At 66.8% G+C, this 22,338-nt stretch carries 23 protein-coding genes and 1 tRNA gene; 13 read left to right on the forward strand and 11 right to left on the reverse strand.

Going from position 1 to position 22,338, the window contains the following annotated elements; translation table 11 throughout:
- Window positions 1-56 precede the first annotated feature (56 nt).
- The 5 genes from gcvT (at window position 57) to ASE75_RS11820 (ending at window position 5,257) form a co-directional block, all read left to right on the forward strand.
- A complete protein-coding gene (gene gcvT, locus ASE75_RS11800; RefSeq protein WP_055933757.1) occupies window positions 57-1,295 on the forward strand; it encodes a glycine cleavage system aminomethyltransferase GcvT in 1,239 nt (412 codons plus the stop codon).
- Entirely contained in the window at window positions 1,295-1,666 is a 372-nt protein-coding gene (gene gcvH, locus ASE75_RS11805; RefSeq protein ID WP_055933759.1) for a glycine cleavage system protein GcvH, read from the forward strand. Before gcvT ends, gcvH begins: the two co-directional genes overlap by 1 nt.
- A gap of 91 nt (window positions 1,667-1,757) precedes the next feature.
- Window positions 1,758-3,113 carry an aminomethyl-transferring glycine dehydrogenase subunit GcvPA gene (gene gcvPA, locus ASE75_RS11810; RefSeq protein WP_055933915.1) on the forward strand — a complete coding sequence of 452 codons (1,356 nt, stop codon included), beginning with the start codon at window positions 1,758-1,760 and terminating at the stop codon, window positions 3,111-3,113.
- On the forward strand, window positions 3,110-4,684 hold the full coding sequence (gcvPB, locus tag ASE75_RS11815; protein WP_055933762.1) for an aminomethyl-transferring glycine dehydrogenase subunit GcvPB: 1,575 nt from the start codon (window positions 3,110-3,112) through the stop codon (window positions 4,682-4,684). Before gcvPA ends, gcvPB begins: the two co-directional genes overlap by 4 nt.
- Window positions 4,685-4,738: 54 nt before the next feature.
- A complete protein-coding gene (locus ASE75_RS11820) occupies window positions 4,739-5,257 on the forward strand; it encodes a CcdC protein domain-containing protein (RefSeq protein WP_055933764.1) in 519 nt (172 codons plus the stop codon).
- Between the two features lies 1 nt (window position 5,258).
- On the opposite strand, the gene ASE75_RS11825 is transcribed toward ASE75_RS11820, so the two are convergent.
- Entirely contained in the window at window positions 5,259-6,170 is a 912-nt protein-coding gene (locus tag ASE75_RS11825) for a DMT family transporter (RefSeq protein ID WP_055933766.1), read from the reverse strand.
- A gap of 92 nt (window positions 6,171-6,262) precedes the next feature.
- Here ASE75_RS11825 and ASE75_RS11830 point away from each other — a divergent pair, with 92 nt between their 5' ends.
- The 3 genes from ASE75_RS11830 to ASE75_RS11840 are packed head-to-tail and all read left to right on the forward strand — an operon-like array spanning window position 6,263 to window position 9,722.
- Window positions 6,263-7,795, forward strand: a complete 1,533-nt coding sequence (locus tag ASE75_RS11830; protein ID WP_055933768.1) for an aminoacyl--tRNA ligase-related protein — start codon at window positions 6,263-6,265, stop codon at window positions 7,793-7,795.
- 59 nt (window positions 7,796-7,854) lie between these two features.
- Window positions 7,855-8,175, forward strand: a complete 321-nt coding sequence (locus ASE75_RS11835) for a hypothetical protein (RefSeq protein ID WP_162233731.1) — start codon at window positions 7,855-7,857, stop codon at window positions 8,173-8,175.
- Window positions 8,175-9,722, forward strand: coding sequence for a methyl-accepting chemotaxis protein (locus tag ASE75_RS11840; RefSeq protein WP_055933772.1), 1,548 nt, complete (start codon window positions 8,175-8,177; stop codon window positions 9,720-9,722). Before ASE75_RS11835 ends, ASE75_RS11840 begins: the two co-directional genes overlap by 1 nt.
- A 105-nt stretch (window positions 9,723-9,827) precedes the next feature.
- Here ASE75_RS11840 and ASE75_RS11845 read toward each other — a convergent pair.
- Window positions 9,828-9,902 (reverse strand) — tRNA-Glu (locus tag ASE75_RS11845).
- A 111-nt stretch (window positions 9,903-10,013) separates the two neighbouring features.
- Between ASE75_RS11845 and ASE75_RS11850 the strand changes: the two genes are divergently transcribed.
- Window positions 10,014-11,102, forward strand: coding sequence for a mechanosensitive ion channel family protein (locus ASE75_RS11850; protein ID WP_055933774.1), 1,089 nt, complete (start codon window positions 10,014-10,016; stop codon window positions 11,100-11,102).
- A gap of 49 nt (window positions 11,103-11,151) precedes the next feature.
- On the opposite strand, the gene ASE75_RS11855 is transcribed toward ASE75_RS11850, so the two are convergent.
- A complete protein-coding gene (locus ASE75_RS11855; protein ID WP_055933776.1) occupies window positions 11,152-12,522 on the reverse strand; it encodes a class II 3-deoxy-7-phosphoheptulonate synthase in 1,371 nt (456 codons plus the stop codon).
- Between the two features lie 35 nt (window positions 12,523-12,557).
- Between ASE75_RS11855 and ASE75_RS15535 the strand changes: the two genes are divergently transcribed.
- Entirely contained in the window at window positions 12,558-12,842 is a 285-nt protein-coding gene (locus ASE75_RS15535) for a hypothetical protein (RefSeq protein ID WP_162233732.1), read from the forward strand.
- Window positions 12,843-12,925: 83 nt separating this feature from the next.
- Here ASE75_RS15535 and rfbA read toward each other — a convergent pair whose 3' ends face one another.
- Genes rfbA through rfbC form a run of 4 tightly spaced genes read right to left on the reverse strand, consistent with a single transcriptional unit; the run spans window position 12,926 to window position 16,360 of the window.
- Window positions 12,926-13,795, reverse strand: a complete 870-nt coding sequence (gene rfbA / locus ASE75_RS11860; protein ID WP_055933778.1) for a glucose-1-phosphate thymidylyltransferase RfbA — start codon at window positions 13,793-13,795, stop codon at window positions 12,926-12,928.
- Window positions 13,792-14,694: a dTDP-4-dehydrorhamnose reductase gene (gene rfbD / locus ASE75_RS11865; protein WP_055933780.1), complete on the reverse strand. Its 903-nt coding sequence runs from the start codon at window positions 14,692-14,694 to the stop codon at window positions 13,792-13,794. The genes rfbA and rfbD overlap by 4 nt, the downstream gene beginning before the upstream one ends.
- The gene (gene rfbB, locus ASE75_RS11870) at window positions 14,691-15,746 is read right to left on the reverse strand and encodes a dTDP-glucose 4,6-dehydratase (RefSeq protein WP_055933783.1); all 1,056 of its coding nucleotides are present in this window, start codon (window positions 15,744-15,746) and stop codon (window positions 14,691-14,693) included. Before rfbB ends, rfbD begins: the two co-directional genes overlap by 4 nt.
- Window positions 15,747-15,766: 20 nt before the next feature.
- Window positions 15,767-16,360 carry a dTDP-4-dehydrorhamnose 3,5-epimerase gene (gene rfbC, locus ASE75_RS11875; RefSeq protein WP_055933785.1) on the reverse strand — a complete coding sequence of 198 codons (594 nt, stop codon included), beginning with the start codon at window positions 16,358-16,360 and terminating at the stop codon, window positions 15,767-15,769.
- A 127-nt stretch (window positions 16,361-16,487) separates the two neighbouring features.
- On the opposite strand from rfbC, the gene ASE75_RS11880 reads away from it, so the two are divergent.
- Window positions 16,488-17,498, forward strand: a complete 1,011-nt coding sequence (locus ASE75_RS11880) for a M48 family metallopeptidase (RefSeq protein WP_055933787.1) — start codon at window positions 16,488-16,490, stop codon at window positions 17,496-17,498.
- A gap of 14 nt (window positions 17,499-17,512) precedes the next feature.
- On the opposite strand, the gene ASE75_RS11885 is transcribed toward ASE75_RS11880, so the two are convergent.
- Both ASE75_RS11885 and cysS read right to left on the reverse strand, forming a co-directional pair.
- Window positions 17,513-18,451, reverse strand: coding sequence for a D-2-hydroxyacid dehydrogenase (locus ASE75_RS11885; protein WP_055933789.1), 939 nt, complete (start codon window positions 18,449-18,451; stop codon window positions 17,513-17,515).
- Window positions 18,448-19,878 (reverse strand): cysteine--tRNA ligase, encoded by a 1,431-nt coding sequence (cysS, locus tag ASE75_RS11890; RefSeq protein WP_235512698.1) that lies wholly within the window; start codon window positions 19,876-19,878, stop codon window positions 18,448-18,450. Before cysS ends, ASE75_RS11885 begins: the two co-directional genes overlap by 4 nt.
- Before the next feature lie 245 nt (window positions 19,879-20,123).
- Here cysS and rpsU point away from each other — a divergent pair, with 245 nt between their 5' ends.
- Both rpsU and ASE75_RS11900 read left to right on the forward strand, forming a co-directional pair.
- On the forward strand, window positions 20,124-20,330 hold the full coding sequence (rpsU, locus tag ASE75_RS11895) for a 30S ribosomal protein S21 (RefSeq protein WP_017978269.1): 207 nt from the start codon (window positions 20,124-20,126) through the stop codon (window positions 20,328-20,330).
- 112 nt (window positions 20,331-20,442) lie between these two features.
- On the forward strand, window positions 20,443-21,009 hold the full coding sequence (locus ASE75_RS11900; RefSeq protein ID WP_055933795.1) for an FKBP-type peptidyl-prolyl cis-trans isomerase: 567 nt from the start codon (window positions 20,443-20,445) through the stop codon (window positions 21,007-21,009).
- 301 nt (window positions 21,010-21,310) lie between these two features.
- Here ASE75_RS11900 and ASE75_RS11905 read toward each other — a convergent pair whose 3' ends face one another.
- A complete protein-coding gene (locus ASE75_RS11905) occupies window positions 21,311-21,676 on the reverse strand; it encodes a hypothetical protein (RefSeq protein WP_156340425.1) in 366 nt (121 codons plus the stop codon).
- A 14-nt stretch (window positions 21,677-21,690) separates the two neighbouring features.
- Window positions 21,691-22,005 carry a hypothetical protein gene (locus ASE75_RS15540; RefSeq protein WP_156340427.1) on the reverse strand — a complete coding sequence of 105 codons (315 nt, stop codon included), beginning with the start codon at window positions 22,003-22,005 and terminating at the stop codon, window positions 21,691-21,693.
- Window positions 22,006-22,338: the final 333 nt, after the last annotated feature.

Below are 22,338 nucleotides of genomic sequence, written 5' to 3' on the forward strand. Positions count from 1 at the left end.
GCGTTGCGGACCGCTATCGTCCGTGATTGCGCCCCCTGTTGATCCGGAGACCCGCCTTGAGCGACCAGACCATCCTTGACGCCGACGCCGAGGCGCTGGAAATCCTCACCCTGCCGCTCGATGCCTGGCACCGCGATCGCGGCGCTCGCATGGTCGAGTTCGCCGGCTATCACATGCCGATCCAGTATGACGGCATCATGGCCGAGCATCTGTGGACCCGCGAGCATGCCGGCCTGTTCGACGTCAGCCACATGGGCCAGCTGCTGCTGACCACGACCACCGCCGGCACCGATGTCGCCGCCGCGATCGAGACGGTGTTGCCGGGCGACGTGAAGGGGCTGGGCGAAGGGCGGATGCGCTATTCGCTGCTGCTGGCCGACGATGGCGGGATCCTCGACGACCTGATGGTCACGCGCCTGCCGCTGGACCATCCGTTCGGCACCGCCGGCGAGTATTTCGATGCCGATGCGCCCTGGGCGACCGGCCCGGCCGAGGCCAACACCAGTGCGGCCTATTACATGGTCGTCAACGGCGCGACGAAGTTCGACGACGTGTCCTATCTGCTTGACGTGCTGGGCGACGACGTGACCATCAACATGATGGACGATCAGGCGCTGCTCGCGTTGCAGGGGCCGAAGGCGGTCGACGTACTGTCCGCGCTGGTGCCCGGCGTCGAGGCGCTGACCTTCATGACCGCCGGCGCGTTCGAATGGGCGGGCGTGCCGCTGTGGATCAGCCGGTCGGGCTACACGGGTGAGGACGGCTACGAGATTTCGGTGCCCGCCGACCAGGTCACCGCCTTCGCCGATGCGCTGATGACGAACGACGCGGTCCGGCCGATCGGCCTTGGTGCGCGCGATTCGCTGCGGCTGGAGGCGGGGCTGCCGCTCTACGGCCACGACCTGACCCCTGCGATCACGCCGGTGATGGCCGACCTCGGCTTCGCGCTGTCGAAGCGCCGTCGGGAGGCTGCCGATTTCGCCGGAGCCGCCCGCATCCTCGCCGAACGCGAGGCTGGCCCTGAAACAAAGCGTGTCGGCCTGCTGATCGAGGGACGCCAGCCGCTGCGCGAGGGCGCGGGCGTGATTGGCGCCGATGGCGCGCAGGTCGGTGCGCTGACCAGCGGCGGCTTTGCGCCGACGCTCGGCGCGCCGATCGCGATGGCCTATGTCCCGCTGGCGCTGTCCAGGCCCGGCACCCGTATCGAGATCGCGCAACGCGGCAAGGTCCATACCGCGACCGTCACCGCGATGCCGTTCGTTCCCCACCGCTATGTCCGCGCAGGAGGCAAGTGATGAGCCGTTACTTTACCGAAGACCATGAATGGATCGACCTCGACGGCGAGGTCGGCACCGTCGGCATCAGCGAATATGCGCAAGGCCAGCTGGGCGACATCGTGTTCGTCGACGTGCCCGAAGAGGGCAAGCAGCTGACCAAGGGTGATGAGGCCGCCGTGGTTGAATCGGTCAAGGCCGCGTCGGACGTCTATTCGCCCGTCTCCGGCACCGTGATTGAGGGCAACGCCGCGCTCGCCGACGAACCCAGCCTCGTCAATTCCGACCCGGAAGCGGAAGGCTGGTTCTACAAAATCACGCTGACCGACCCGGCGGAAGTTGAGGAGCTGATGGATGAAGTCGCCTATGCGAGCTTCGTCGCGAAACTCTGACGTAAATCTCCCCTCCCGCTCGCGGGAGGGGTTGGGGGAGGGGCCGCTCCAGCGGACGCCCAAACCGACGGTCCTGATCGACCGGGGCACGCTGAAGATCGGCGACATCTTCGTCGTCGGTGCCGAAAGCGGCAAGGTGATCGGCGCATCGTCGATCGACGACCTGTTCGTCGATGTGCCCGAAGCCGCGCGGCTCGACGGGCCAATCCGCGACCTGCCGAACCACGCGTCCGAAATGGCGGTCGAGCGGCACATGACCGCCCTGTCGCGTCAGAACATGACGGCGGGCGACGGCCCGTTCTTCCTCGGCTGCGGTGCGTACAAGCATCATGTGCCCGCCAGCGTCGATCACCTGATCCAGCGCGGCGAGTTCCTGACCGCCTACACGCCGTACCAGCCCGAGATCGCGCAGGGCACACTGCAGATGCTGTTCGAGTTCCAGACGCAGGTCGCGCGGCTGCTGGGCACCGACGTCGCCAATGCGTCGATGTATGACGGGTCGACGGCCTGCTGGGAGGCGATCGGCATGGCCCGGCGCATCACCAAGCGCGGCAAGGCGATCCTGTCGTCGGGCCTGCACCCGCATTACGTCTCGGTCGCAAAAACCATGGCGAAATATACCGGCGACGTGCTCGACACCGCCGCGCCGACGCTGGAGGCCGGCACCGACCTCGACCGGCTGATCGCGACGATCGACGACGAAACCAGCTGCGTCGTGGTGCAATATCCCGACATCCTCGGCCGCACCGCCGATCTGAGGCCGCTGGCCGATGCCGCCCATGCGAAGAAGGCGCTGCTGATCGCGGTCGTGACCGAGCCGGTCGCGCTGGGGGCGATCCGGTCGCCGGGCGAAATGGACGCCGACATCGTCGTCGGAGAGGGCCAGTCGCTTGGCGTCGGCCTTCAGTTCGGCGGGCCGTATGTCGGTCTGATGGGCTGCAAGGACAAATATATCCGCCAGATGCCCGGGCGCTTCTGCGGCCAGACGGTCGATGCCGATGGCCGGCGCGGCTTCGTGCTGACGCTGTCGACGCGTGAGCAGCATATCCGCCGCGAAAAGGCGACGTCGAACATCTGCACCAATTCCGGCCTGTGTGCGCTGGCCTTCTCGGTGCACATGACCCTGCTGGGTGAGGCGGGCCTGCGCCGCTTGGCCGAGGTCAATCATGCCGGCGCGGTCGCCGCCGCCGACCGTCTGGCGCAGGTGCCGGGCGTGCGGCTGGTCAACGACAGCTTCTTCAACGAATTCACGCTGGATCTCGGGCAGGAGGCGCGGCCGATCGTCCGGGCGCTGGCCGACAAGGGCATCCTGGCCGGCGTATCGCTCGGCCGGCTGTATCCGGGCGAGGACGCACTGGCGAACGGGCTGGTCGTCGCGGTGACCGAGACGACGACTCCTGAGGATGTGGACGCGCTGGCGACGGCGCTTGGCGAGGTGCTGGCATGACGATCAACCAGAGCGGCTGGCGCCCCGAGCGCCCGGAATCGAATACCGATGCGGTTCCCGCAAGCTTCACCGGCAACAAGGCGCTGATGCTGGAGGAGGCGCTGATCTTTGAGATCGGCGATACCAGCACGACGGGTGTGGACATCGCCGGTGCAACCGGTTGCGCGTCGCGGCTAGGCTGCCTCGCCCGCACCGCGCCGATCGGCCTTCCCGGCCTGTCGGAGCCGGAAACGGTCCGGCATTACACCCGCCTCAGCCGTCAGAATTACGCGATCGACCTGGGGCTGTTTCCGCTCGGCTCGTGCACGATGAAGCACAATCCGCGCCTGAACGAGAAGATGGCGCGGCTGCCCGGTTTCGCCGACGTCCACCCGCTTCAGCCGGTCGATACGGTGCAGGGGGCGCTTGGCGTCATCAACGAACTGGCGGTCTGGCTCATCAAACTGACCGGCATGCACGGCGTCGCGATGAGTCCCAAGGCGGGCGCGCATGGCGAATTGTGCGGCATGTTGTGCATCAAGGCGGCGCTGGAAAAGCGCGGCGAGGGGCATCGCAAGGTCGTGCTGGTGCCTGAAAGCGCGCACGGCACCAACCCGGCGACCGCCGCGTTCGCCGGCTTCACGGTCGAGGATATTCCCGCCAATGCGGCCGGGCGGATCGACACCGACGCGCTGAAGGCCCGGCTTGGTCCCGATGTCGCGGCGGTGATGATTACCAACCCCAACACCTGCGGGTTGTTCGAGCGCGACCTGAAGGAGATTTCCGACGCGGTCCACGCCGTCGGCGGCTATGTCTATTGCGACGGTGCGAACTTCAACGCGATCGTCGGCCGTGTGCGCCCCGGCGACCTTGGCGTCGATGCGATGCACATCAACCTGCACAAGACCTTCTCTACCCCGCATGGCGGCGGCGGCCCCGGCTCCGGCCCGGTGGTGCTGTCGGAGGCGCTCAGCCCCTTCGGCCCGCTGCCCTTCACCACGCGCGACGCGGAAGGCCATTTCCAGCTGATCGAGGAGGAAACGGCCGGCGACGATCATCCCGACACGTTCGGGCGGATGACCGCGTTCCACGGCCAGATGGGCATGTTCACCCGCGCGCTGACCTATATCCTCAGCCACGGCGCGGACGGTCTGCGCCAGGTCGCCGAGGACGCGGTGCTGAACGCCAACTACATCCTGCGCAGTCTGGAAACCACGCTCGACGCGCCGTTCGCGGAGTCCGGGCCGTGCATGCACGAGGCGATCTTCAGCGACCACGGCCTTGCCGCCGGCTTCTCGACGATCGACATCGCCAAGGGGCTGATCGACGAGGGCTTCCACCCAATGACGATGTATTTCCCGCTGGTCGTCCACGGCGCGATGCTGGTCGAGCCGACCGAGACCGAGAGCAAGGCGGCACTGGACCAGTTCATCGGCGCGCTGCGGTCGGTGGCGGAACGGGCCAAGGCGGGCGACGCCGCGCTGAAGACCGCGCCGCATTTCGCGCCGCGCAGCCGGCTGGATGAAACGCTGGCGGCGCGCAAGCCCGTACTGGCCTATCGCGAACCGCCGATGGCGGCTGCCGCGGAATAGCACTGGACGACCATCCCCCTGCCCGACGATAGACGGTGGGGCAGGGGGACGCGCATGCAGCCGGGACAGACCGATACACTTATCACCTACGCGATCAGCGCCGTGGTCATCGCCGTGGTGTTTGCGATCCGCTGGAAACGGATGAGCCGGGTCCGGCCGTTGAAGGTCGAGCGGCTGTGGATCTTCCCCACCCTGTATGCGGCGGTCGCCGTCTATCTGTTCGTACGGTTTCCACCGGTCGGTTTCGGCTGGCTGTTCTGCACCGTCGCGCTGGTGCTGGGGGCCGGGCTGGGGTGGCAGCGCGGCAAGCTGATGCGGATCACGGTGGATCCGGTGACGCGCAGTCTCAGCCAGACGTCGTCGCCAGCCGCGATCCTGTTCCTGCTGGTGCTGGTCGTCCTTCGCTTCGGCGCGCGCGAGGTGGCGACGACCAGCGCGCTGCACCTGAACGCGATGGCGATGACCGACATGCTGGTCGCGCTCGCGCTTGGCCTGTTCACGATGCAGCGGCTGGAAATGTATCTACGCGCGCGGCGGATGCTGGCGATGATCGGGGTGCCGACCTTTCGGTAACCTATTCGCCAACGATCGCGGCGTCGGTTTCGGCCCGACGTCGGGCCTGCTCGCGCCAGACGATATACAGCCCGCTGGCCACGATCACCGGCGCGCCCAGCCAGGTCGCCTGCGCCGGCACCGCGCCGAACAGCAGAAAGCCGTACAGCGTCGCCCAGATCAGGCTGGAATAGTCCATCGGCACGACCACCGACACCGGCCCCCGGCGCAGCGCGGCGGTCAGCGCGATCTGTCCCATCCCGCCAAGCAACCCCATGCCGAACAGGACCGCCCACACCCGCGGCGGATGCGGTTGCAGGGAGAAGGCGTAGGCGATCCCGAGCGGCAGCAGCGACAGGGTGGAGAACCAGAACACGGTCGTCGTGGCGCTCTCGGTCCGCCCGATCTGCCGCAGCAGGATCGACACCAGGGCGGCCAGCGACGCGGCGATCAGCCCCAGTACGGTGCCGACCAGCGGAAACTGGCCCGATCCCGGCTGCGCGACGATCAGTACCCCTGCGAATCCGACCAGCACCGCGCCCCAGCGATGCCAGCCGGTCGGCTCGCGCAGCAGCACCGCGCCCAGGATCGTCGCGAAGATCGGCACCGTGAACTGCAACGTCGTCGCCTCGGCCAGCGGCAGGAGCATGAGCGAGGAAAACATGCACGCCATGCTCGACAGGCCGACGACCGCGCGGCGGACATGCGCGCCGATCCGCAGCGTGCGGATCGTGGCGATACCCGGCCCGGCCAGGATCACGCCGGTCACCAGCACCGACGCGCCCAGCTGGCGGAAGAACAGCACCTCGGGCAGCGACGCGCCCATCGTCTCGGCCAGCTTGATGAGCGCACCCATGCTCGCCAGGAAGAACACCGACAGCAGGCGTAGCGCGATCGCTGGCAGGATCCGGTCATGGGAGGCGGGGGCGGGCATGGGGCGGCTGTAGCGCGGGCGTGGCGGGTCCGACACCCCCGGCGCAGCCGAAGGGGTGACGCCGCGCCTGCGCCGCGCTATCCGCTGCCCCTATGAAACATGCGCTCCCCGTCACCCGCGAAGCGGACTTCTCCGCCTGGTATCAATCCGTCATCGCCGAGGCCGATCTGGCCGAGGAGTCCGGCGTGCGCGGCTGCATGGTCATCCGCCCATGGGGCTATGGTATCTGGGAGCGGATCCAGCGGCTGCTCGACGACCGGATCAAGGCGACGGGGCATGAGAACTGTTACTTCCCGCTGTTCATCCCGCTGTCCTACTTCGAGAAGGAAGCCGAGCATGTCGATGGTTTCGCCAAGGAGATGGCGGTCGTCACGCATCACCGGCTGAAGGCCGACGCGTATGGCAAGCTGGTCCCCGATCCCGACGCCAAGCTGGAGGAGCCGTTGGTAGTGCGGCCGACGTCGGAAACCGTGATCGGCGCGGCGTTCGCGCGCTGGGTCCAGTCGTGGCGCGACCTGCCGGTGCTCATCAACCAGTGGGCGAACGTCGTCCGCTGGGAAATGCGGACCCGTATGTTCCTGCGCACCAGCGAGTTCCTCTGGCAGGAGGGGCACACCGCCCATGCCACGCCGCAAGAGGCGCGCGAGGAAACGCTGAAGATGCTGGAGGTTTATCGCTCGTTCGCCGAGGATTGCCTGGGCCTGCACGTCATCGCCGGCGAGAAGCCGGAGAATGAGCGCTTCCCGGGTGCGGTCGCGACCTACAGCATCGAGGCGATGATGCAGGATGGCAAGGCGCTGCAAGCCGGCACCTCGCACTTCCTCGGCACCAATTTCGCGAACGCGCAGAACATCCGGTTCCAGAACAGTGAAGGCCAGTTCGAGCTGGCGAACACGACCAGCTGGGGCGTGTCGACGCGGATGATCGGTGGCGTCATCATGGTCCATGGCGACGACGACGGCCTGCGCGTGCCGCCGATGATCGCGCCGTGGCAGGTGGTGATCGTGCCGATGTTGCGCGACCAGCCCGAGGACGAGGCCATCGTCGCCTATTGCCGCGATCTGCAAAAGGCGCTGGCCGGACAAGCTGCGCTGGGCGAGCCGGTCCGCGCGCTGCTCGACCTGAAGCCCGCCAAGTCCGCGACCAAGCGCTGGGGCTGGGTCAAGAAGGGCGCGCCGGTGATCGTCGAGGTCGGCGGCCGCGACGTGGCGGGCGGCAACGTGTCGGTGCTGCGCCGCGACCGGCTGTACAAGGAGGGTGGCAAACTCGACAGCGCAATCCTGCCGAAGGATACGCTGGTCGCCGACATCGCCATGACGCTGACCGAGATCCAGGACACGCTGCACAGTCAGTCGGTCGAGCGGCTGCGCGCGAACATCACGCCGGTCGATGACTGGGCCGGCGTCGTCGCGCATTTCGCCGAGGGCATCCGCAATCCGGGCTGGGTCGATATCCGCTGGTCGAAGCCGACCGGCGCGGCGCTGGACACTGTGGTCGAGCGGTTGAAGGCGTTGAAGCTGACCATCCGCAACGCGCCCGTCGCCCAGACCGGTTGCGACGAGGGGCCTTGCATCTTCACCGGCGAACCGGCGGTGGAGCGCGTGCTGGTGGGCCGGGCCTACTGATCGTCCCAGCGCGCCCATGCGGTCGGCTGGTTTACGCCTTGCTAACCGTTGCATCCTAAATGGATGTAATGATTTTCGGGTCGCGTGTGGATGGTGTGGCCCTGGTGGCGGGTCAGGTGATGCTGGTCGCGATCGGGCTGCTTGTGCTTGGGCTGTTCCCACCGGCGGTCGGCCGGATGCTGCTGGTGCCGGTGACGGATCGGGGCAGGGCGCACATCCTGTCGCACGCGCTGACGGCCGGGGCCGCCCTTGTCGGACGCGGGCCGATCGACGGCAGCTATGTCGTCTACGGCGAACGTTCCCGCATCGCGCCCACGCTTTACGACGACGGAGTCATGGCGCTCGCGGGTTCGGCCCCGCTTTGTGGGACGGCCTCGTGATGGGGGACGCCACGGTTCCCGAACTCGCGGCCCTGCGCCAGCGTGGTATCCATATCCTGGTCGTCGCGTCATGGCTCTGGACCGCGATGCTGCTGGTGCTGGGACTGGTGATTCAGTCTGCGGCGGTATCGGCGGTATCGGCGGTGCTGGTCGTGGCGGTGATCGCCAATGCCGGGCCGACGGCCATGGCGCTGCGCCGGCGTCACGACGACACGGCGCGGTTGATGACGGGAACGCTCGCCGCGATTCATCCGGCGTTGCTGGTCTCGCTGCTGGCGGGCCATCCGTGGCAGATGGATGGCCACATGTATTTCTTCGTCGCACTGGGGGCCTTGACGCTGCTGTGCGACTGGCGACCGCTGGTGCTGGCATCCGCGCTCATCGCGCTGCATCATATCGTGCTGGCCGGGGCGGCCTCGGACCTGGCCTTCACCGGCAGCAACACGATCGGCCGCGTCGTCTTTCATGCGGTGGCGGTCGTCCTGCAAGGCGGCGTGCTGTCCTACCTGACCATCCGCCTGCGCGGCCTGATGATCGACCAGCGTCGCGCGACCATCAACAGTGCGGCTCTGGCGATCGAATCAGACAAGCGCAGGCACGATGCCGAGGCGGCCATGGTCGCCCTGCACGCCGCCGAGGAGCGGGCCGCGTCGGAACGCCTCCGTCGCAAGGCGCAGGAGGCGGCGGCGGAGACGCGTCGCCGCGCGGACATGCTGGCGCTGAGCCACAGTTTTCGTGCCTCGGTCGCGCAGACCGTAGCGGTCGTCGGGCAGGCGTCGGGCGATCTGGCGCAATCCGCGCGCACGATGACCGATCTTGCCCGGCGCGGCAGTGCCGAGATTGTCGCTACCGCCGCCACCGCCGTCCAGTCGTCGGAGAGCGCGGCCATGCTTGCCCACCGGATCGAGGATCTGTCGCTGTCGATCACCGCGATCGCCGCCACGGTCGATCATCAGGCCAGGCTGAGCGGCGATACCCGTCATCTGTCGGAGGCCGGGAACCAGGCGGTTCATGCGTTGAGCGAACGGACCGCGTCGATCGCCGGCTTTGCCGATTCGATCAGCGACATCGCCGGGCGCACCAGCCTGCTCGCGCTGAACGCGACGATCGAGGCGGCGCGCGCGGGCGAGGTCGGTCGCGGATTCACCGTGGTCGCGCATGAGGTGAAAAGTCTTGCCGGTCAGGCGGCGGGCGCGACCGGGGAAATCCGCACGCTCGCCGGGTCGATGCGGGACAGCGCCGACGTGGCGCGCGGGTCGCTGCACGGGGTGGGCACGATGATCGGCGCGCTGGCCGAGGCCGCCGACGCGATCCGGGTGGCGGTGGATCGCCAGCGCGATACCGCCGCCGTGATCCACACCGCCGCGCTCGAAACGGCGGCGGGGGCCACCGACATCACCGACCGGATCGCGCGGGTGGCCGATGCCGCGGGCAAGACCGAGATTCTGTCCAGCCGGGTGTCCGGCGCGGCCACCGGGCTGTCGACCGCCGCCGGCACGCTGCAGGCCGCCACCGACCGGTTCCTGCAACAGCTCGCCGCCGCCTAAACCGGCGCGTGACCGCAGCAACCGCCTGCGATGTTGCGACGACAGACGTCTACGTTCCGGCGATCGACCGGGACGGTTCAGGCATGGCGTCGATGGGTGAAATGCTGGTGACCCCTACGAGAATCGAACTCGTGCTTACGCCGTGAGAGGGCGTCGTCCTAACCGCTAGACGAAGGGGCCGTGTAGCAGAAGCGGCCGGATACGGCGGGACGGCCCAGGCGTCAAGCCCCCAGACGCGGTCATCATCCGATCGCCCGGGGAACCACGGTTGTCCCGACCGGTTCCCTGTGGATGCAATGGTTCCACTCCCTCAATCTCGATCCCGCCGATGGCTGGATCACGGGGCTTGTCGCGATCGTCGTGGCCGTCATCGCCGCGCTGGTGCTGCACACGGTCGCGATGCGGATCGCCCACCATGCCGCGCGGCGCAGCCGGACCAGCGTCGACGGGCTGGTGCTCGACCGCGTGCGCCGCCCGCTTCGCTGGGTGACGGTCACGGTCGCGGTCGGGGCGGCGGCGCGGTTCCTGCCGGCGGGCGACACGGCGTTGCGTCAGGTGTTCGGCTTCCTCGTGCCCGCGTTGCTCGGCTGGCTGGCGCTGGCGGCCCTGCGCGCGGTGCAGGACGTCGTCGAATCGCAGGCGGACATCAGCGTCGAGGACAATCTTCGTGCCCGCCGCAAGCGGACCCGCGCGACGATTCTCGGTCGGATCGGTGCGTTCTTCATCGTCTTCATCACGCTGTGCCTGATGCTGCTCAGCGTGCCGGGTATTCGTACGATCGGCGTCACGCTGATGGCGTCGGCCGGGATCGCCGGCCTTGTCGTCGGTGCCGCTGCCCAGCCGGCGCTGAAAAATCTGATCGCCGGCGTTCAGATGGCATTTACCGAACCGATCCGGCTGGACGACGTCGTCATCGTCGCCGGCGAATGGGGGCGGATCGAGGAGATCCGCCTGACCTTCGTCGTCATCAAGCTGTGGGACGAGCGCAGGCTGGTGGTCCCGGTGTCGAAGTTTCTGGAGGAAAGCTTCCAGAACTGGACCCGCGAAACCAGCCAACTGCTTGGCAGCGTTTTCTGGCAGCTTGATCCGTCTGCCGACATTGCGCGCCTGCGCGCGCATCTGGAAACGGTGGTCACCGCGAATCCGCGCTGGGACAGACGCTTCTTCAACCTGCAGGTGACCGACATGAAGGCCGACGCGATAGAGGTCCGGGCGCTGGTCACCGCCAAGGACGCCGCCATCGCCTTCGACCTGCGCTGCGACGTGCGCGAGGCGATGCTGGCCTATATCCGCGACGAAATGCCGGAGGCTCTGCCGCGGCGACGCTATGAAACGGCCCCGGGTGCGGAACCGGTCACTGTCCGCGCGCCGGACCGCTAGGCGGTACGGGTGCCGATGCCGATTATCCGGCATCGGCACCCGCCGGTCATCATGCCGCCTTCTTGCGCTCCGCCATTTCGACGTTGAGCATTTCCGCCAGCAGGAACGCGAGTTCCAGGCTCTGGCCGGCGTTCAGGCGCGGATCGCAATGCGTGTGATAGCGATCGCCCAGGCTCTGTTCGGTCACGTCGATCGCGCCGCCGGTGCATTCGGTCACATTCTGCCCGGTCATTTCGGCGTGGATGCCGCCGGCGAAGCTGCCCTCCGCGCGGTGCACGGCAAAGAAACCGCGTACTTCGGCCAGGATCCGGTCGAACGGCCGCGTCTTGTAGCCATTGGCGGCCTTGATGACGTTACCGTGCATCGGGTCGCAGGACCAGACGACCGGATGGCCCTCGCGCATCACCGCGCGCACCAGCTTGGGCAGGCCCGCCTCGATCTTGTCGTGGCCATAGCGGGTGATGAGCGTCATCCGCCCCGGAATCCGGTCCGGGTTCAGCGTGTCGAGCATCCGCAGCAGCGCATCCGGCTCCAGGGTCGGACCGCATTTCATGCCGATCGGATTGCCGATCCCGCGCAGGAACTCGACATGCGCCGATCCCTCGAACCGGGTCCGGTCGCCGATCCACAGGAAATGCGCCGAGGTGTCGTACCAGCCGCCGGTCAGCGAATCCTGACGCGTCAACGCCTGTTCGTAGCGCAGCAGCAGCGCCTCATGGCTGGTGTAGAAGCTGGTCTGCGACAGTTGCGGCACCGTTTCCGGGTCGATCCCGCACGCGGCCATGAACTCCAGTGCCTCACCGATCCGGTCGGCCGTCTCGGCATATTTCTTTGACCACGGGCTGCGGCCCATGAAGTCGTGGGTCCAGCGATGAACCTGATGCAGATTGGCATAGCCGCCGCTGGCGAACGCGCGCAACAGGTTCAGCGTCGCCGCGCTTTGCGAATAGGCGCGGATCATCCGCTGCGGATCGGGCTGGCGCGCGGCATCCGTGAAGGCGATGTCGTTGACGATGTCGCCGCGATAGCTCGGCAGTTCGACCCCGCCGATCTCCTCCATGTTGGTCGAGCGCGGCTTGGCGAACTGGCCCGCCATCCGGCCCAGCTTCACCACCGGCAGCTTCGACGCATAGGTCAGCACGACCGCCATCTGCAGGATGACGCGGAAGGTATCGCGGATGTTGTTGGCGCTGTGTTCGGCGAAACTCTCGGCGCAATCGCCGCCCTGCAACAGGAACGCCTTGCCGGCGGCGACATCGGCCAGATCGGCGGTCAGGCTGCGCGCCTCGCCTGCGAACACCAGCGGCGGATAGGTGCCGAGCTGATCGGTGGCGGCGTCCAGCGCGTCCGCGTCGGGATAGACCGGCAACTGCCGTGCCTCGTGGCGGGTCCAGCTGTCTGGGGACCAATTGGTGGCCATTGTTCTCAGTCCGTTCGTGATTTCCGGCAATTCCCATGCGTCAGAACGCATGGCCACGCAACGAAAGAAAAGCGATGGCTGTGATCGGCTGGCTTGCGGGTTACGCCATTGACCAGCAACGTTCAAAAAAAACTGGTCAATCTTTGTGCGTTTCGGCATTGGCGTGCCGCATGGATCTACCAGCACGCACCCTGCTCGCCTTCGCCATCATCGGTGGAATCACGCTGATGGCCGGCATCGTGTGGGTGGCGACATCGCGCAAGCGCAAGGCTGACAAATTACGTCGCCGTGGCATCAAAAGCTACAATCGCCGGACCTGAAGGACGCCTTGCGGTCGAGACTGGGTACGGCGGGTAGATCGGCGTGTCGCGGACAGATGGTCGGATCCGCGACACGCCGGTGATCAATGCCCGTCGACCGCGTTCAGGATGGCCTTGCCGTAATTGGTCTTCTTGAACCGCTCGCCCGCCGCGCGGGCGGTGTCGGCGGAAATAAAGCCCTGATGATAGGCGATTTCCTCAAGACAGGCGACCTGAATGCCCTGGCGATGCTGGATCGTGCGCACGAACTCCGACGCCTCCAGCAGCGAATCGTGGGTGCCGGTGTCGAGCCAGGCGTAACCACGCCCCATCTGCTCGACGTACAGGTTGCCCGCCTCCATGTAGATCCGGTTGAGGTCGGTGATTTCCAGCTCACCGCGCGCCGACGGCTTCAGGTCGCGGGCATATTGCACGACCTTGTTGTCGTAGAAATACAGGCCGGTGACCGCATAGTTGGACTTCGGCTTGGCCGGCTTTTCCTCAAGACTCAGCGCGCGGCCGGTCTCGTCGAGATCGACGACGCCGTAGCGCTCGGGATCCTCGACGCGGTAGGCGAAGACGGTCGCCCCCTCGGTCCGCGCGGTCGCGCTCGCCATCAGCTCGGTCAGGTGCGCGCCGAAGAAGATGTTGTCGCCCAGCACCAGCGCGACATGGTCGTCGCCGATGAAATCCGCGCCGATCGTGAACGCCTGCGCCAGACCTTCGGGCCGGGGCTGTTCGGCATACTGGATCTGCATGCCGAAATCCGACCCGTCGCCGAACAGGTTGCGGTAATTGCCCAGAAACTCCGGCGACGAGATGATGAGCACTTCGCGGATGCCCGCCAGCATCAGCACCGACAGCGGATAATAGATCATCGGCTTGTCATAGACCGGCAGCAGCTGCTTGTTCACCGCCAGCGTCGCCGGGTGAAGCCGGGTGCCGGAACCTCCGGCCAGAATGATGCCCTTCATGCGTTTTTCTTCCCGATGAGATCGTCGAGGATGTCGCTCAGCGCGTCCTGCCAGCGGCGCGGCACGATGCCGTGGTCGCGCTCGATCGCGCTGTGGCTGAGCAGCGAGTTGGTCGGGCGGGTCGCCGGTGTCGGGTATTCGCTCGACGCGATGCCGTCGACACTGGGGGAGGGGCCACCACGTCCCGACGCCTGGGCAAAGATCTCGCGTGCGAAACCAGCCCAGGTGACCGCGCCGGCATTGCTGAAGTGATAGGTGCCCGACGCGATGGCCGGATCTGCAATCATCCGCACGGCGATCCTGGCCAGCGCGTCGGCCAGGTCGGCCGCCGCCGTCGGGCTGCCATGCTGGTCGTCGACCACCCGCAACGTCGGGTTGGTCGCGCCGACCCGCAGCATCGTCTTCACGAAATTGTTACCGTGTGCGCTGACCACCCAGGCGGTGCGGACGATGGCATAACGGCAACCAGCGGTCTTCACCGCCAGTTCGCCGCCCAGCTTCGACGCGCCGTACACGCCCAGCGGCCCGACCGCGTCGTCGACCTCCCACGCACCCTCGCGCGCGCCGTCGAACACATAGTCGGTCGACACCTGCAACAGCGGGATGCCCGCCTTGGCACAGGCCTCGCCGAACGCCGCCGGAGCCATTGCGTTGACCGCCCAGGACGTGACCACGTCGGTCTCGGCCTTGTCGACCGCGGTATAGGCGCCTGCGCTGATGACGGCCGCAAACGGCTGGCCGTCATGCCCAGCCTCGACCACGCGCATGATGGCGGCGGTGTCGCGCAGATCCAGTTCGTCGATATCGACCGCGACCACGCCATAGCCTTCGGGCCAGGTATAGCGGGTCAGTTCGGTGCCGAGCTGGCCCTTGCCGCCGGTGACGAGGATCGTCTTCATGCGTTCAGGCCCCGGCGCTGATCGGCCTTGTGCTGGTCAACGATCGGCCGCCACCACGCCTCGTTATCCAGATACCAGGCGACGGTCTTCTCGATCCCGCTCTCGAACGTCTCGGCCGGTTCCCAGCCAAGCTCGTCCTTGATCCGGCTGGCGTCGATCGCATAGCGCTTGTCGTGGCCCGGACGGTCGGCGACATAGGTGATCTGCGTCGCATAGGACTGGCCGTCGGCACGCGGGCGCAGACGGTCGAGGATCGCGCTGACGGTGTGGACGACCTCCAGGTTCTGCTTCTCGTTGTTGCCGCCGACATTATAGGTCCGGCCGGCGACGCCCTTCTCGAACACTGCCTGCAACGCGCGGACGTGATCCTCGACATACAGCCAGTCGCGCACCTGATCGCCCTTGCCGTAGACCGGCAGGTCGGCCCCGGCGAGCGCCTTGACGATCATCAGTGGGATCAGCTTTTCGGGGAAGTGATACGGCCCGTAATTGTTGGAACAGTTGGTGATGAGCACCGGCAGGCCGAACGTATGGCCCCACGCGCTGACCAGATGGTCGGAACCCGCCTTCGACGCCGAATAGGGCGAGCGCGGGTCGTAAGGCGTTTCCTCGGTGAACAGGCCGGTGTCACCAAGCGACCCGTAAACCTCGTCGGTCGAGATATGGTGGAAGCGGAACGCCGCCTTCGCCTCGTCATCCAGGCTCAGCCAATAGCTGCGCGCGGCGGCCAGCATCACATAGGTGCCAACCATGTTGGTCTGGATGAATGCGCCCGGCCCGTCGATCGAGCGGTCGACATGGCTTTCGGCGGCCAGATGCGTGACGATGTCGGGCTTGAATGCATTGATCGCCGCCTCGACCGCGTCGGCGTCGCAGATGTCACCCTGAACGAAGGTGTAGCGGTTGCTGTCGGCGACGCGCTCGACCGTGGTCAGCGTGCCGGCATAGGTCAGCTTGTCGAAGTTCAGAACCTCGTGCTCGGTGTTCTCGATCAGGTGACGGACGAGCGCCGAGCCGATGAAACCGGCCCCGCCGGTGACGAAGATACGCATGGAAATCAGGTCCTTCTGGATCAGGCGGAAACGGGCAGCGGCGACAGCGGCACGCCATTATACTCGAACGGCGAATCGAAATCGGCGAGCAGCGGCAGCAGCTTGTCCTTGTCCGACGTCTCGGGAACCGTGCCCTCTGGCATCGGCCAGTCGATGCCGATCGCCGGATCGTCCCAGCGGATGCCGCCGTCGCACTCCGGCGCATACTGACCCGACACCTTGTACGAAACCTCGCAATCCTCCTCCAGCGTCAGGAACGCGTGGGCGAAGCCGACCGGCACGAACAGCTGGTGGCCGTTTTCCGCCGACAGTTCCGCGCCGACCCACTGGCCATAGGTCGGCGAATCGCGCCGCACGTCGACCGCGACGTCATAGATCCGGCCGCGGATGCAGCGGACCAGCTTGTCCTGGCCGTGCGGCGGGGTCTGGAAATGCATGCCGCGCAGCGTGAATTTCGGCTGCGACAGCGAGTGATTGTCCTGCACGAACTGGCAGGTGATGCCGCGCTTGGCGAACGCCGCCGCGCTGTACACCTCGGTGAACCAGCCGCGTGCGTCGCCGAAGCGCTTGGGGACGATCAACTGGACGGCGCCCGGGGCGGTATCGCTCGACATTGCGTGTATTCTCCGTAATTCGGGACGTGCCATATCGCGTGCGCCGCGCGGGCGTCGATATAAAAGTGCGGCGCGTACCGTGGTCCGTGCCTTAAAAACGTACAGTTACCCGGCATCGGAACCGATTATGAATATTCCGTACAATCTTGCGCGATCGGGTCGGGTGCTGCTGCTGGCGCTGGTGACCATGATGGGTGGCGTCGTGCCGGCCGGGGCGACCCAGGACACCGCACCGCTCGCGGCACTGCGCGATGTCGATCAGCGGCTGGCGACGATCGCCTATCGGCTGACGACCGCCAATGCCGCCCTGTGCCGCGACCTGTCGCCGACGCCGGGCTGGGTTCTCCACGCGTTCGATCAATATGATCCCGCGCAGGCGGAGTCCGTCCGCCGGACCTTCGGCTTTGCCGGGCCTGTGGCGGTCGAGGCGGTCGTGCCCGGCGGACCCGCCGCGCGCGCCGGCGTCCGTCCCAACGACACGCTGGTCGCGATCGCGGGCCGCGCGGTGCTGGCCGATCGCACCGCCGTTCCATCCAGCGCGACACGCGATGCGGTGGTGACCGAGATCGCCGCGCGCGCGCCCGGTGAACCGCTGGCGCTGACGCTGCTGCGCGACGGGCGACGAATCGCCGTGACCGTTCCAGCCTCGCCCGGCTGCCGGTCGGCGTTCGAGGTGCTGGTCGGCCCGGACATGACCGCCAGCGCGGACGGCCGGATCGTCCAGATCGGCTCGCGCTTCTTCGAACGCTACGGCGATGACGAGACGGCGGTGATCGTCGCGCATGAACTGGCCCACAATATCCTGCGCCACCGCGCCCGGCTGGACGCCGCGAAGGTCAGCCGGGGCATCCTGTCCGAACTGGGGCGCAACGGCCGCCTGTTCCGCCGGACCGAGGATGACGCCGACCTGCTTGGCCTGCACCTGCTGCGCAACGCCGGCTATGACCCGGCCAGCGCGCCCCGGTTCTGGCGCGCGCATGGCGGCGACATCGACGGCGGGATCTTCCGCAGCCGCACCCATGCGTCGTCCAGGGCGCGGGCGCAGGCGCTCGACGCCGAGATCGCGCGGATTCCCGCCGACGCGGGCCGACCCTATCACCCGCCGGTGCTCGCAACGCGCGACCAGCCGTTGCAATAATCACGTTGCAATAATCAATAGCCGGCGGCGAGATCCGCGACATTGCGCATCGGCCGCCCGGCCAGAAACGCCGACAGATTGTCGAGGAACAGTGCTGCCCCCCGCTTAAACATCGTCGTCTGGCTGCGGCCCGACAGGTGCATCGTGACGATGGTGTTGGGGGCGGACCATAGCGGGTGACCGGCGGGCAGCGGTTCGGGGTCGGTCGGGTCGAGCACCGCGCCGGCGATGTCGCCCTTCGCCAGCGCCGCGATCAGCGCGGTATCGTCGATCATGTTGCCGCGCGCGATATTGACCAGCCAGGCGGACGATTTCATCGCCGCCAGCTCATCCGCGCCGATCATCGCCCGCGTCGCCTCGGTCGACGGCGCAGCAAGGATCACCCAGTCATACTCACCGAGCCGCGCCCGCCACGCATCGGGAGTCAGCGTGCCGTCGCGCCCCGACCGGGTGACGCCGGTCACGTCGACGCCGAACGCCGCCAGCCGGTCGCCGATCAGCCGGCCGATCGTGCCATGGCCGATCACGAGCGCGCGCGTGTCGCACAGCTCGACCTTGCCCGGCGAATCGCTCAGCCAGTCCTGCCGGTCCTGCGCACGGACGACCTGGTCGAACCGCTTTGCGGCGACCAGCATCCCCATCACTGCATATTCGGCGACCGCGACCGCGTTGATCCCGGCTCCGTTCGTTACCGTCACGCCGCGTGCCGCCAGGTCGGGAATCGGAAACGCATCCAGCCCGGCATAGATCGTCGACACCCATTTGAGCGCGGGTCCGGCATGACCAAGGGCGTCGGCGACCAGCCGGGTCGGCTGCATGTCGATCCAGGCAATGTCCGCGTCGGCGATCATCGCGTTCGCCTCGTCGGGCCGGGCGAACCATGCCACGTCGAGATCGGCGGGCAGGTGCGGCTCCAGCATCGGCCGGGCGATAGCGGGCAGAACAGCCTTCATGGTTGCAGTCTCCAGTCCCAGCCCAGCGGGTCGCCATCCATCACCTCGATGCCGGCCGCCGCCAGTTCGTCGCGCAGTCGGTCCGACCGTGCAAAGTCCTTGTCCGCCCGCGCATCCCGCCGCTCGGCGAGGCGCGCCTCGATCGCGGCCTCGTCGATGACCGCATTCGCCGGCCGCACACGCAGGTCCGCGCGCGTCAGCACCTGAAGGTTCAGTCCCAGCACCGCGTCGAAATCGTCAAGCGCGACCAGCCGATCGTGCGGCGACAGCTTTTTGTCCGCCAGCATCGCGTCCAGCACGGGCAGGGCGCGTGGTGTCGCCAGATCGTCGGACACCGCGGCGTCCAGCGCGGCGCGATAGGCGGCCGCATCGCCCTTGCGCGCACCGTCGTCGCGCGCGCGCAGCGCCTCGACCGTCTGCACGATACGCTTCAGCCGCGTCGTCGCCGCCGCCAGGTTCTCCCACGAAAACTCAAGCTCGCTGCGATACTGCGCCTGCAGGCACATCAGCCGGTAGGCCAGCGGATGGAATCCGCGATCGACCAGCGTCTGCAGGGTCGTGAACCCGCCACCGGATTTCGACATCTTTCCAGTTCGTTCGACCAGGAAGTTGTTATGCATCCAGAAGTTCGCACCGGTCCCCTCGCATCCGCAGCGCGCCATGTTCTGCGCGATTTCGTTGGGGTGGTGGATCTCGCGGTGGTCGATGCCGCCGGTGTGGATGTCGAACGCGTCCCCCAGATACTGGCGCGCCATCACCGAGCATTCCAGATGCCATCCCGGCGCGCCCTTGCCCCACGGCGAGTCCCATTCCATCTGGCGCTGCTCGCCGGGCGGGGAGCGACGCCAGATCGCGAAATCCTGCGGGTGGCGCTTGCCCGCGACGGGGTCGATCCGGCCCTCGCCCTCGTCGTCACGCGACCGCGCCAGCCGGCCGTAATCGGGCACCGTCGACGTGTCGAAATACAGGCCGCTGTCCAGGAGGTAGCAGTGCTTCTCGGCGATCGCCTCGCCGAACGCGATCATGGCGGGCACATGGTCGGTCGCCAGCGGGAATCTGCTTGGCGGGCGGATGTTCAGGTCATTCAGATTCTGCTTGAAGGCATCGGTGTAATGTTTTGCAATTGCCCAGATATCCTGCCCGGACCTGCGCGCCGCCGCTTCCATCTTGTCGTCGCCCGCATCCGCATCCGACGTCAGGTGCCCGACATCGGTGATGTTGATGATGTGGGTGAGGGGATAGCCCTTCCACGTCAGCACGCGCGACAGCGTGTCGGTGAAGACATAGGCGCGCAGGTTGCCGACATGCGCGTAATTGTAGACGGTCGGCCCGCACGAATAGACGCGGACGTTCGCCGGATCGATCGGTTCGAACGCGCGGGCTGCGCGGGTGTAGCTGTCATGCAGGACAAAGGGGGCACCGGTCATGCCGCCTGCCATAGCCGCCCGCTGCATCGCTCGCCAAGGGGCCTCGCGGCGGCAGGGCGGTTGCGTCGGGGCATCCGGCTGTGCCATTGGATCGGTTCGAAACGATGGAACGTGCGGATGTCCGGCGCTTGTCGACGCATGTTCGCCTTGCCATCGGAAGGCGTCGCTGCTAGGCGCAGCCTTCACACGGCGCGGGCTTGGGTCCGCTGCCGCTAAAGTCATTTGATTCGGAGACTGGGCCGTTTATGCAGATCGTAGTTCGCGACAATAATGTCGACCAGGCGCTGCGCGCACTCAAGAAGAAGCTGCAGCGCGAGGGCGTCTACCGCGAAATGAAGCTGCGCCGGCATTACGAAAAGCCGTCGGAGAAGCGTGCGCGTGAGCGCGCCGCCGCCGTTCGCCGCGCCCGCAAGCTGGAGCGCAAGCGCGCCGAGCGTGACGGCGCACGGTAAGACGTGCCGACACCGGGGCAGGGCGGGCTACCCCCTGCTCCCGGTGTAACCTTTGTAACCTTCCGACATCCCACGGTCGTATGCGTGCGGCCTTTCTGAACCGAGGCCATCCATGTCGACCGTGACCGCTGTCCCGATCCGCCCCGTCAAACGCAGCTATCTCGTCTACCTCTGGGTCGGGATCGCGCTGGCACTGGTCGCGGCCTTTGCGCTTGCGCGCGCCGGTGACGATTTCGCGACTCGCAACGCGCGTGCGAAGGGTGTCGTCACGACGGCGTCGGGCCTTCAGTACAAGGTGATCGCGCCCGGCCAGCCCGGCGCGCCCAAGCCCACCGATGCCGACATCGCGCTCATTACATATGAGGGCAAGCTGCTCGACGGCACGACCTTCGACAAGTCGCAGCAGCCGACGCCGATGCCGGTCGCAGGTGTCGTTCCCGGTTTCTCCGAAGCGTTGAAGCTGATGCCCAAGGGCGCGAAGTACCGCCTCTGGATCAAGCCGTCGCTGGGCTATGGCGCGGAGGCCAAGGGGCCGATCCCGGCCAATTCGACCCTGGTGTTCGACGTCGACCTGCTCGACTTCCTGCCCGAAGCCACCGTCCGCCAGATGCAGATGCAGCAGGGCGGTCCTGGTGGACCGGCCGGCGCAATGCCGCCGGGGATGCCGGGCGGCCAGTAACGGCCTACCTGCTCGATCGACGGGGAAAGGGGGCTACGGCCCCCTTTTTGCTGTATGTGGACCATGATGTCGCGATGTCACCTCCGCGCCAGAGGTGCAATGTTACAGACTTTTTCGCCACCATCGGCCGTAGTTCCGATCATTGCGAGCGCGGCGAAGCGATCGACGACAAAGAACGAAACGGTCCAGACTGCGTCGAACCGGATAGGCCGGCGTCACCCGGTTTCGATCGGGTAAGCCTCTGCCATTCCGGGAACGGGTGTCGCCTTCATCCTTGCGGCAACGCCGGCTGTGCATGGGGTCAGAAGGCGTTGCGGTGGAGCAGCACGCAGAACGTCTTGGTTTCGCGACCGATTCGCACCTGCTTCAACGACTGTTCGGTCAGGCCAAGCAGGCCATCGGCGACAAGAATCGCCGGCGTGCCGTCATGGTCGGCGATCCCCAGGGGGCAAGCTCCATCTGCTCGGAAACTTTCGCTCGGCACGTTCGCTCCCTTGAGCGCGCTGGCGCAGGTGACGCGCCAGTCCTTGGCGCAGGAGACGACGATGCGGTCCGCGCTGCCAAGCATCCGCGCGAGTCGGTCATGCACGGCAGGATCATAACTAGCGGGGTCGATGCCAATCTCCGCCGGGTAGATGACGATATAGCCATCATCCGGTAACGACATGCCATCGTCGCGGATCAAAATGACGCTGAACCGACTGCCGCAGTTGTTCGTCCGCATGAAAAATACCGGGCGACCGCCATCGGCACGATCGTCTGGGCAAAGCCCGATGCGATCGTCAGGCGTGGCAGGCCGTGCTGCTGCGGCGGTAGAATTACCGTGCCGACAGCGATTGCCAACGACCGGAGGCCTGTCGCGATCGCCCGAAACGGATCCTGCGAATTGCTGCTGGCATAGGCATGCGCGCTCAGGGCGATGACGAGATGGATCGGCAGCAGACGGGGCCTGTTGGCATCACACAGGCGGCACATTGCAACGAGATAGAGGAACATCCGTGCCCGCTATGTCGATGTGCCGAGGCCGTCGGAGATCCTGTTGGTCGCATCCAGCGATAGCATCGGCTTTTCGCAATGCCTGTTACAGGTCTGCTCGATCCGATCGACGAGGCCATACGCCCTCTCGCCGATCCGCAGCATCGCTTTTCATGACGTAGCGCGTCGGCATCGCCAACCGGCAGGCCGGGCAAGCGTGGCGTGCAAACTACCGCGGACGATATCACGCTTTTCGGGCTGACCTGTTGTTACGGGATCGTCATTCTGTGCCGCGAAGCCATCTTCGACAGGTAAAAAAATGGTGGTCCGAAGACCACCATTCTCCATCTGCCG

Origin of the sequence: Sphingomonas sp. Leaf17 (genome assembly GCF_001421505.1) — a bacterium.
Classification (GTDB): domain Bacteria; phylum Pseudomonadota; class Alphaproteobacteria; order Sphingomonadales; family Sphingomonadaceae; genus Sphingomonas.

What these genes read in the sequence shown, in the direction of transcription:
- gcvH (WP_055933759.1), top strand. Translation starts at nt 1,295, where the DNA reads ATGAGCCGTTACTTTACCGAAGACCATGAATGGATCGACCTCGACGGC.
- gcvPB (WP_055933762.1), top strand. Translation starts at nt 3,110, where the DNA reads ATGACGATCAACCAGAGCGGCTGGCGCCCCGAGCGCCCGGAATCGAAT.
- ASE75_RS11820 (WP_055933764.1), top strand. Translation starts at nt 4,739, where the DNA reads ATGCAGCCGGGACAGACCGATACACTTATCACCTACGCGATCAGCGCC.
- ASE75_RS11825 (WP_055933766.1), bottom strand. Translation starts at nt 6,170, where the DNA reads ATGCCCGCCCCCGCCTCCCATGACCGGATCCTGCCAGCGATCGCGCTA.
- ASE75_RS11830 (WP_055933768.1), top strand. Translation starts at nt 6,263, where the DNA reads ATGAAACATGCGCTCCCCGTCACCCGCGAAGCGGACTTCTCCGCCTGG.
- ASE75_RS11835 (WP_162233731.1), top strand. Translation starts at nt 7,855, where the DNA reads ATGGATGTAATGATTTTCGGGTCGCGTGTGGATGGTGTGGCCCTGGTG.
- ASE75_RS11840 (WP_055933772.1), top strand. Translation starts at nt 8,175, where the DNA reads ATGGGGGACGCCACGGTTCCCGAACTCGCGGCCCTGCGCCAGCGTGGT.
- ASE75_RS11850 (WP_055933774.1), top strand. Translation starts at nt 10,014, where the DNA reads ATGCAATGGTTCCACTCCCTCAATCTCGATCCCGCCGATGGCTGGATC.
- ASE75_RS11855 (WP_055933776.1), bottom strand. Translation starts at nt 12,522, where the DNA reads ATGGCCACCAATTGGTCCCCAGACAGCTGGACCCGCCACGAGGCACGG.
- ASE75_RS15535 (WP_162233732.1), top strand. Translation starts at nt 12,558, where the DNA reads ATGCGTCAGAACGCATGGCCACGCAACGAAAGAAAAGCGATGGCTGTG.
- rfbA (WP_055933778.1), bottom strand. Translation starts at nt 13,795, where the DNA reads ATGAAGGGCATCATTCTGGCCGGAGGTTCCGGCACCCGGCTTCACCCG.
- rfbD (WP_055933780.1), bottom strand. Translation starts at nt 14,694, where the DNA reads ATGAAGACGATCCTCGTCACCGGCGGCAAGGGCCAGCTCGGCACCGAA.
- rfbB (WP_055933783.1), bottom strand. Translation starts at nt 15,746, where the DNA reads ATGCGTATCTTCGTCACCGGCGGGGCCGGTTTCATCGGCTCGGCGCTC.
- rfbC (WP_055933785.1), bottom strand. Translation starts at nt 16,360, where the DNA reads ATGTCGAGCGATACCGCCCCGGGCGCCGTCCAGTTGATCGTCCCCAAG.
- ASE75_RS11880 (WP_055933787.1), top strand. Translation starts at nt 16,488, where the DNA reads ATGAATATTCCGTACAATCTTGCGCGATCGGGTCGGGTGCTGCTGCTG.
- ASE75_RS11885 (WP_055933789.1), bottom strand. Translation starts at nt 18,451, where the DNA reads ATGAAGGCTGTTCTGCCCGCTATCGCCCGGCCGATGCTGGAGCCGCAC.
- cysS (WP_235512698.1), bottom strand. Translation starts at nt 19,878, where the DNA reads ATGACCGGTGCCCCCTTTGTCCTGCATGACAGCTACACCCGCGCAGCC.
- rpsU (WP_017978269.1), top strand. Translation starts at nt 20,124, where the DNA reads ATGCAGATCGTAGTTCGCGACAATAATGTCGACCAGGCGCTGCGCGCA.
- ASE75_RS11900 (WP_055933795.1), top strand. Translation starts at nt 20,443, where the DNA reads ATGTCGACCGTGACCGCTGTCCCGATCCGCCCCGTCAAACGCAGCTAT.
- ASE75_RS11905 (WP_156340425.1), bottom strand. Translation starts at nt 21,676, where the DNA reads ATGTCGTTACCGGATGATGGCTATATCGTCATCTACCCGGCGGAGATT.
- ASE75_RS15540 (WP_156340427.1), bottom strand. Translation starts at nt 22,005, where the DNA reads ATGTTCCTCTATCTCGTTGCAATGTGCCGCCTGTGTGATGCCAACAGG.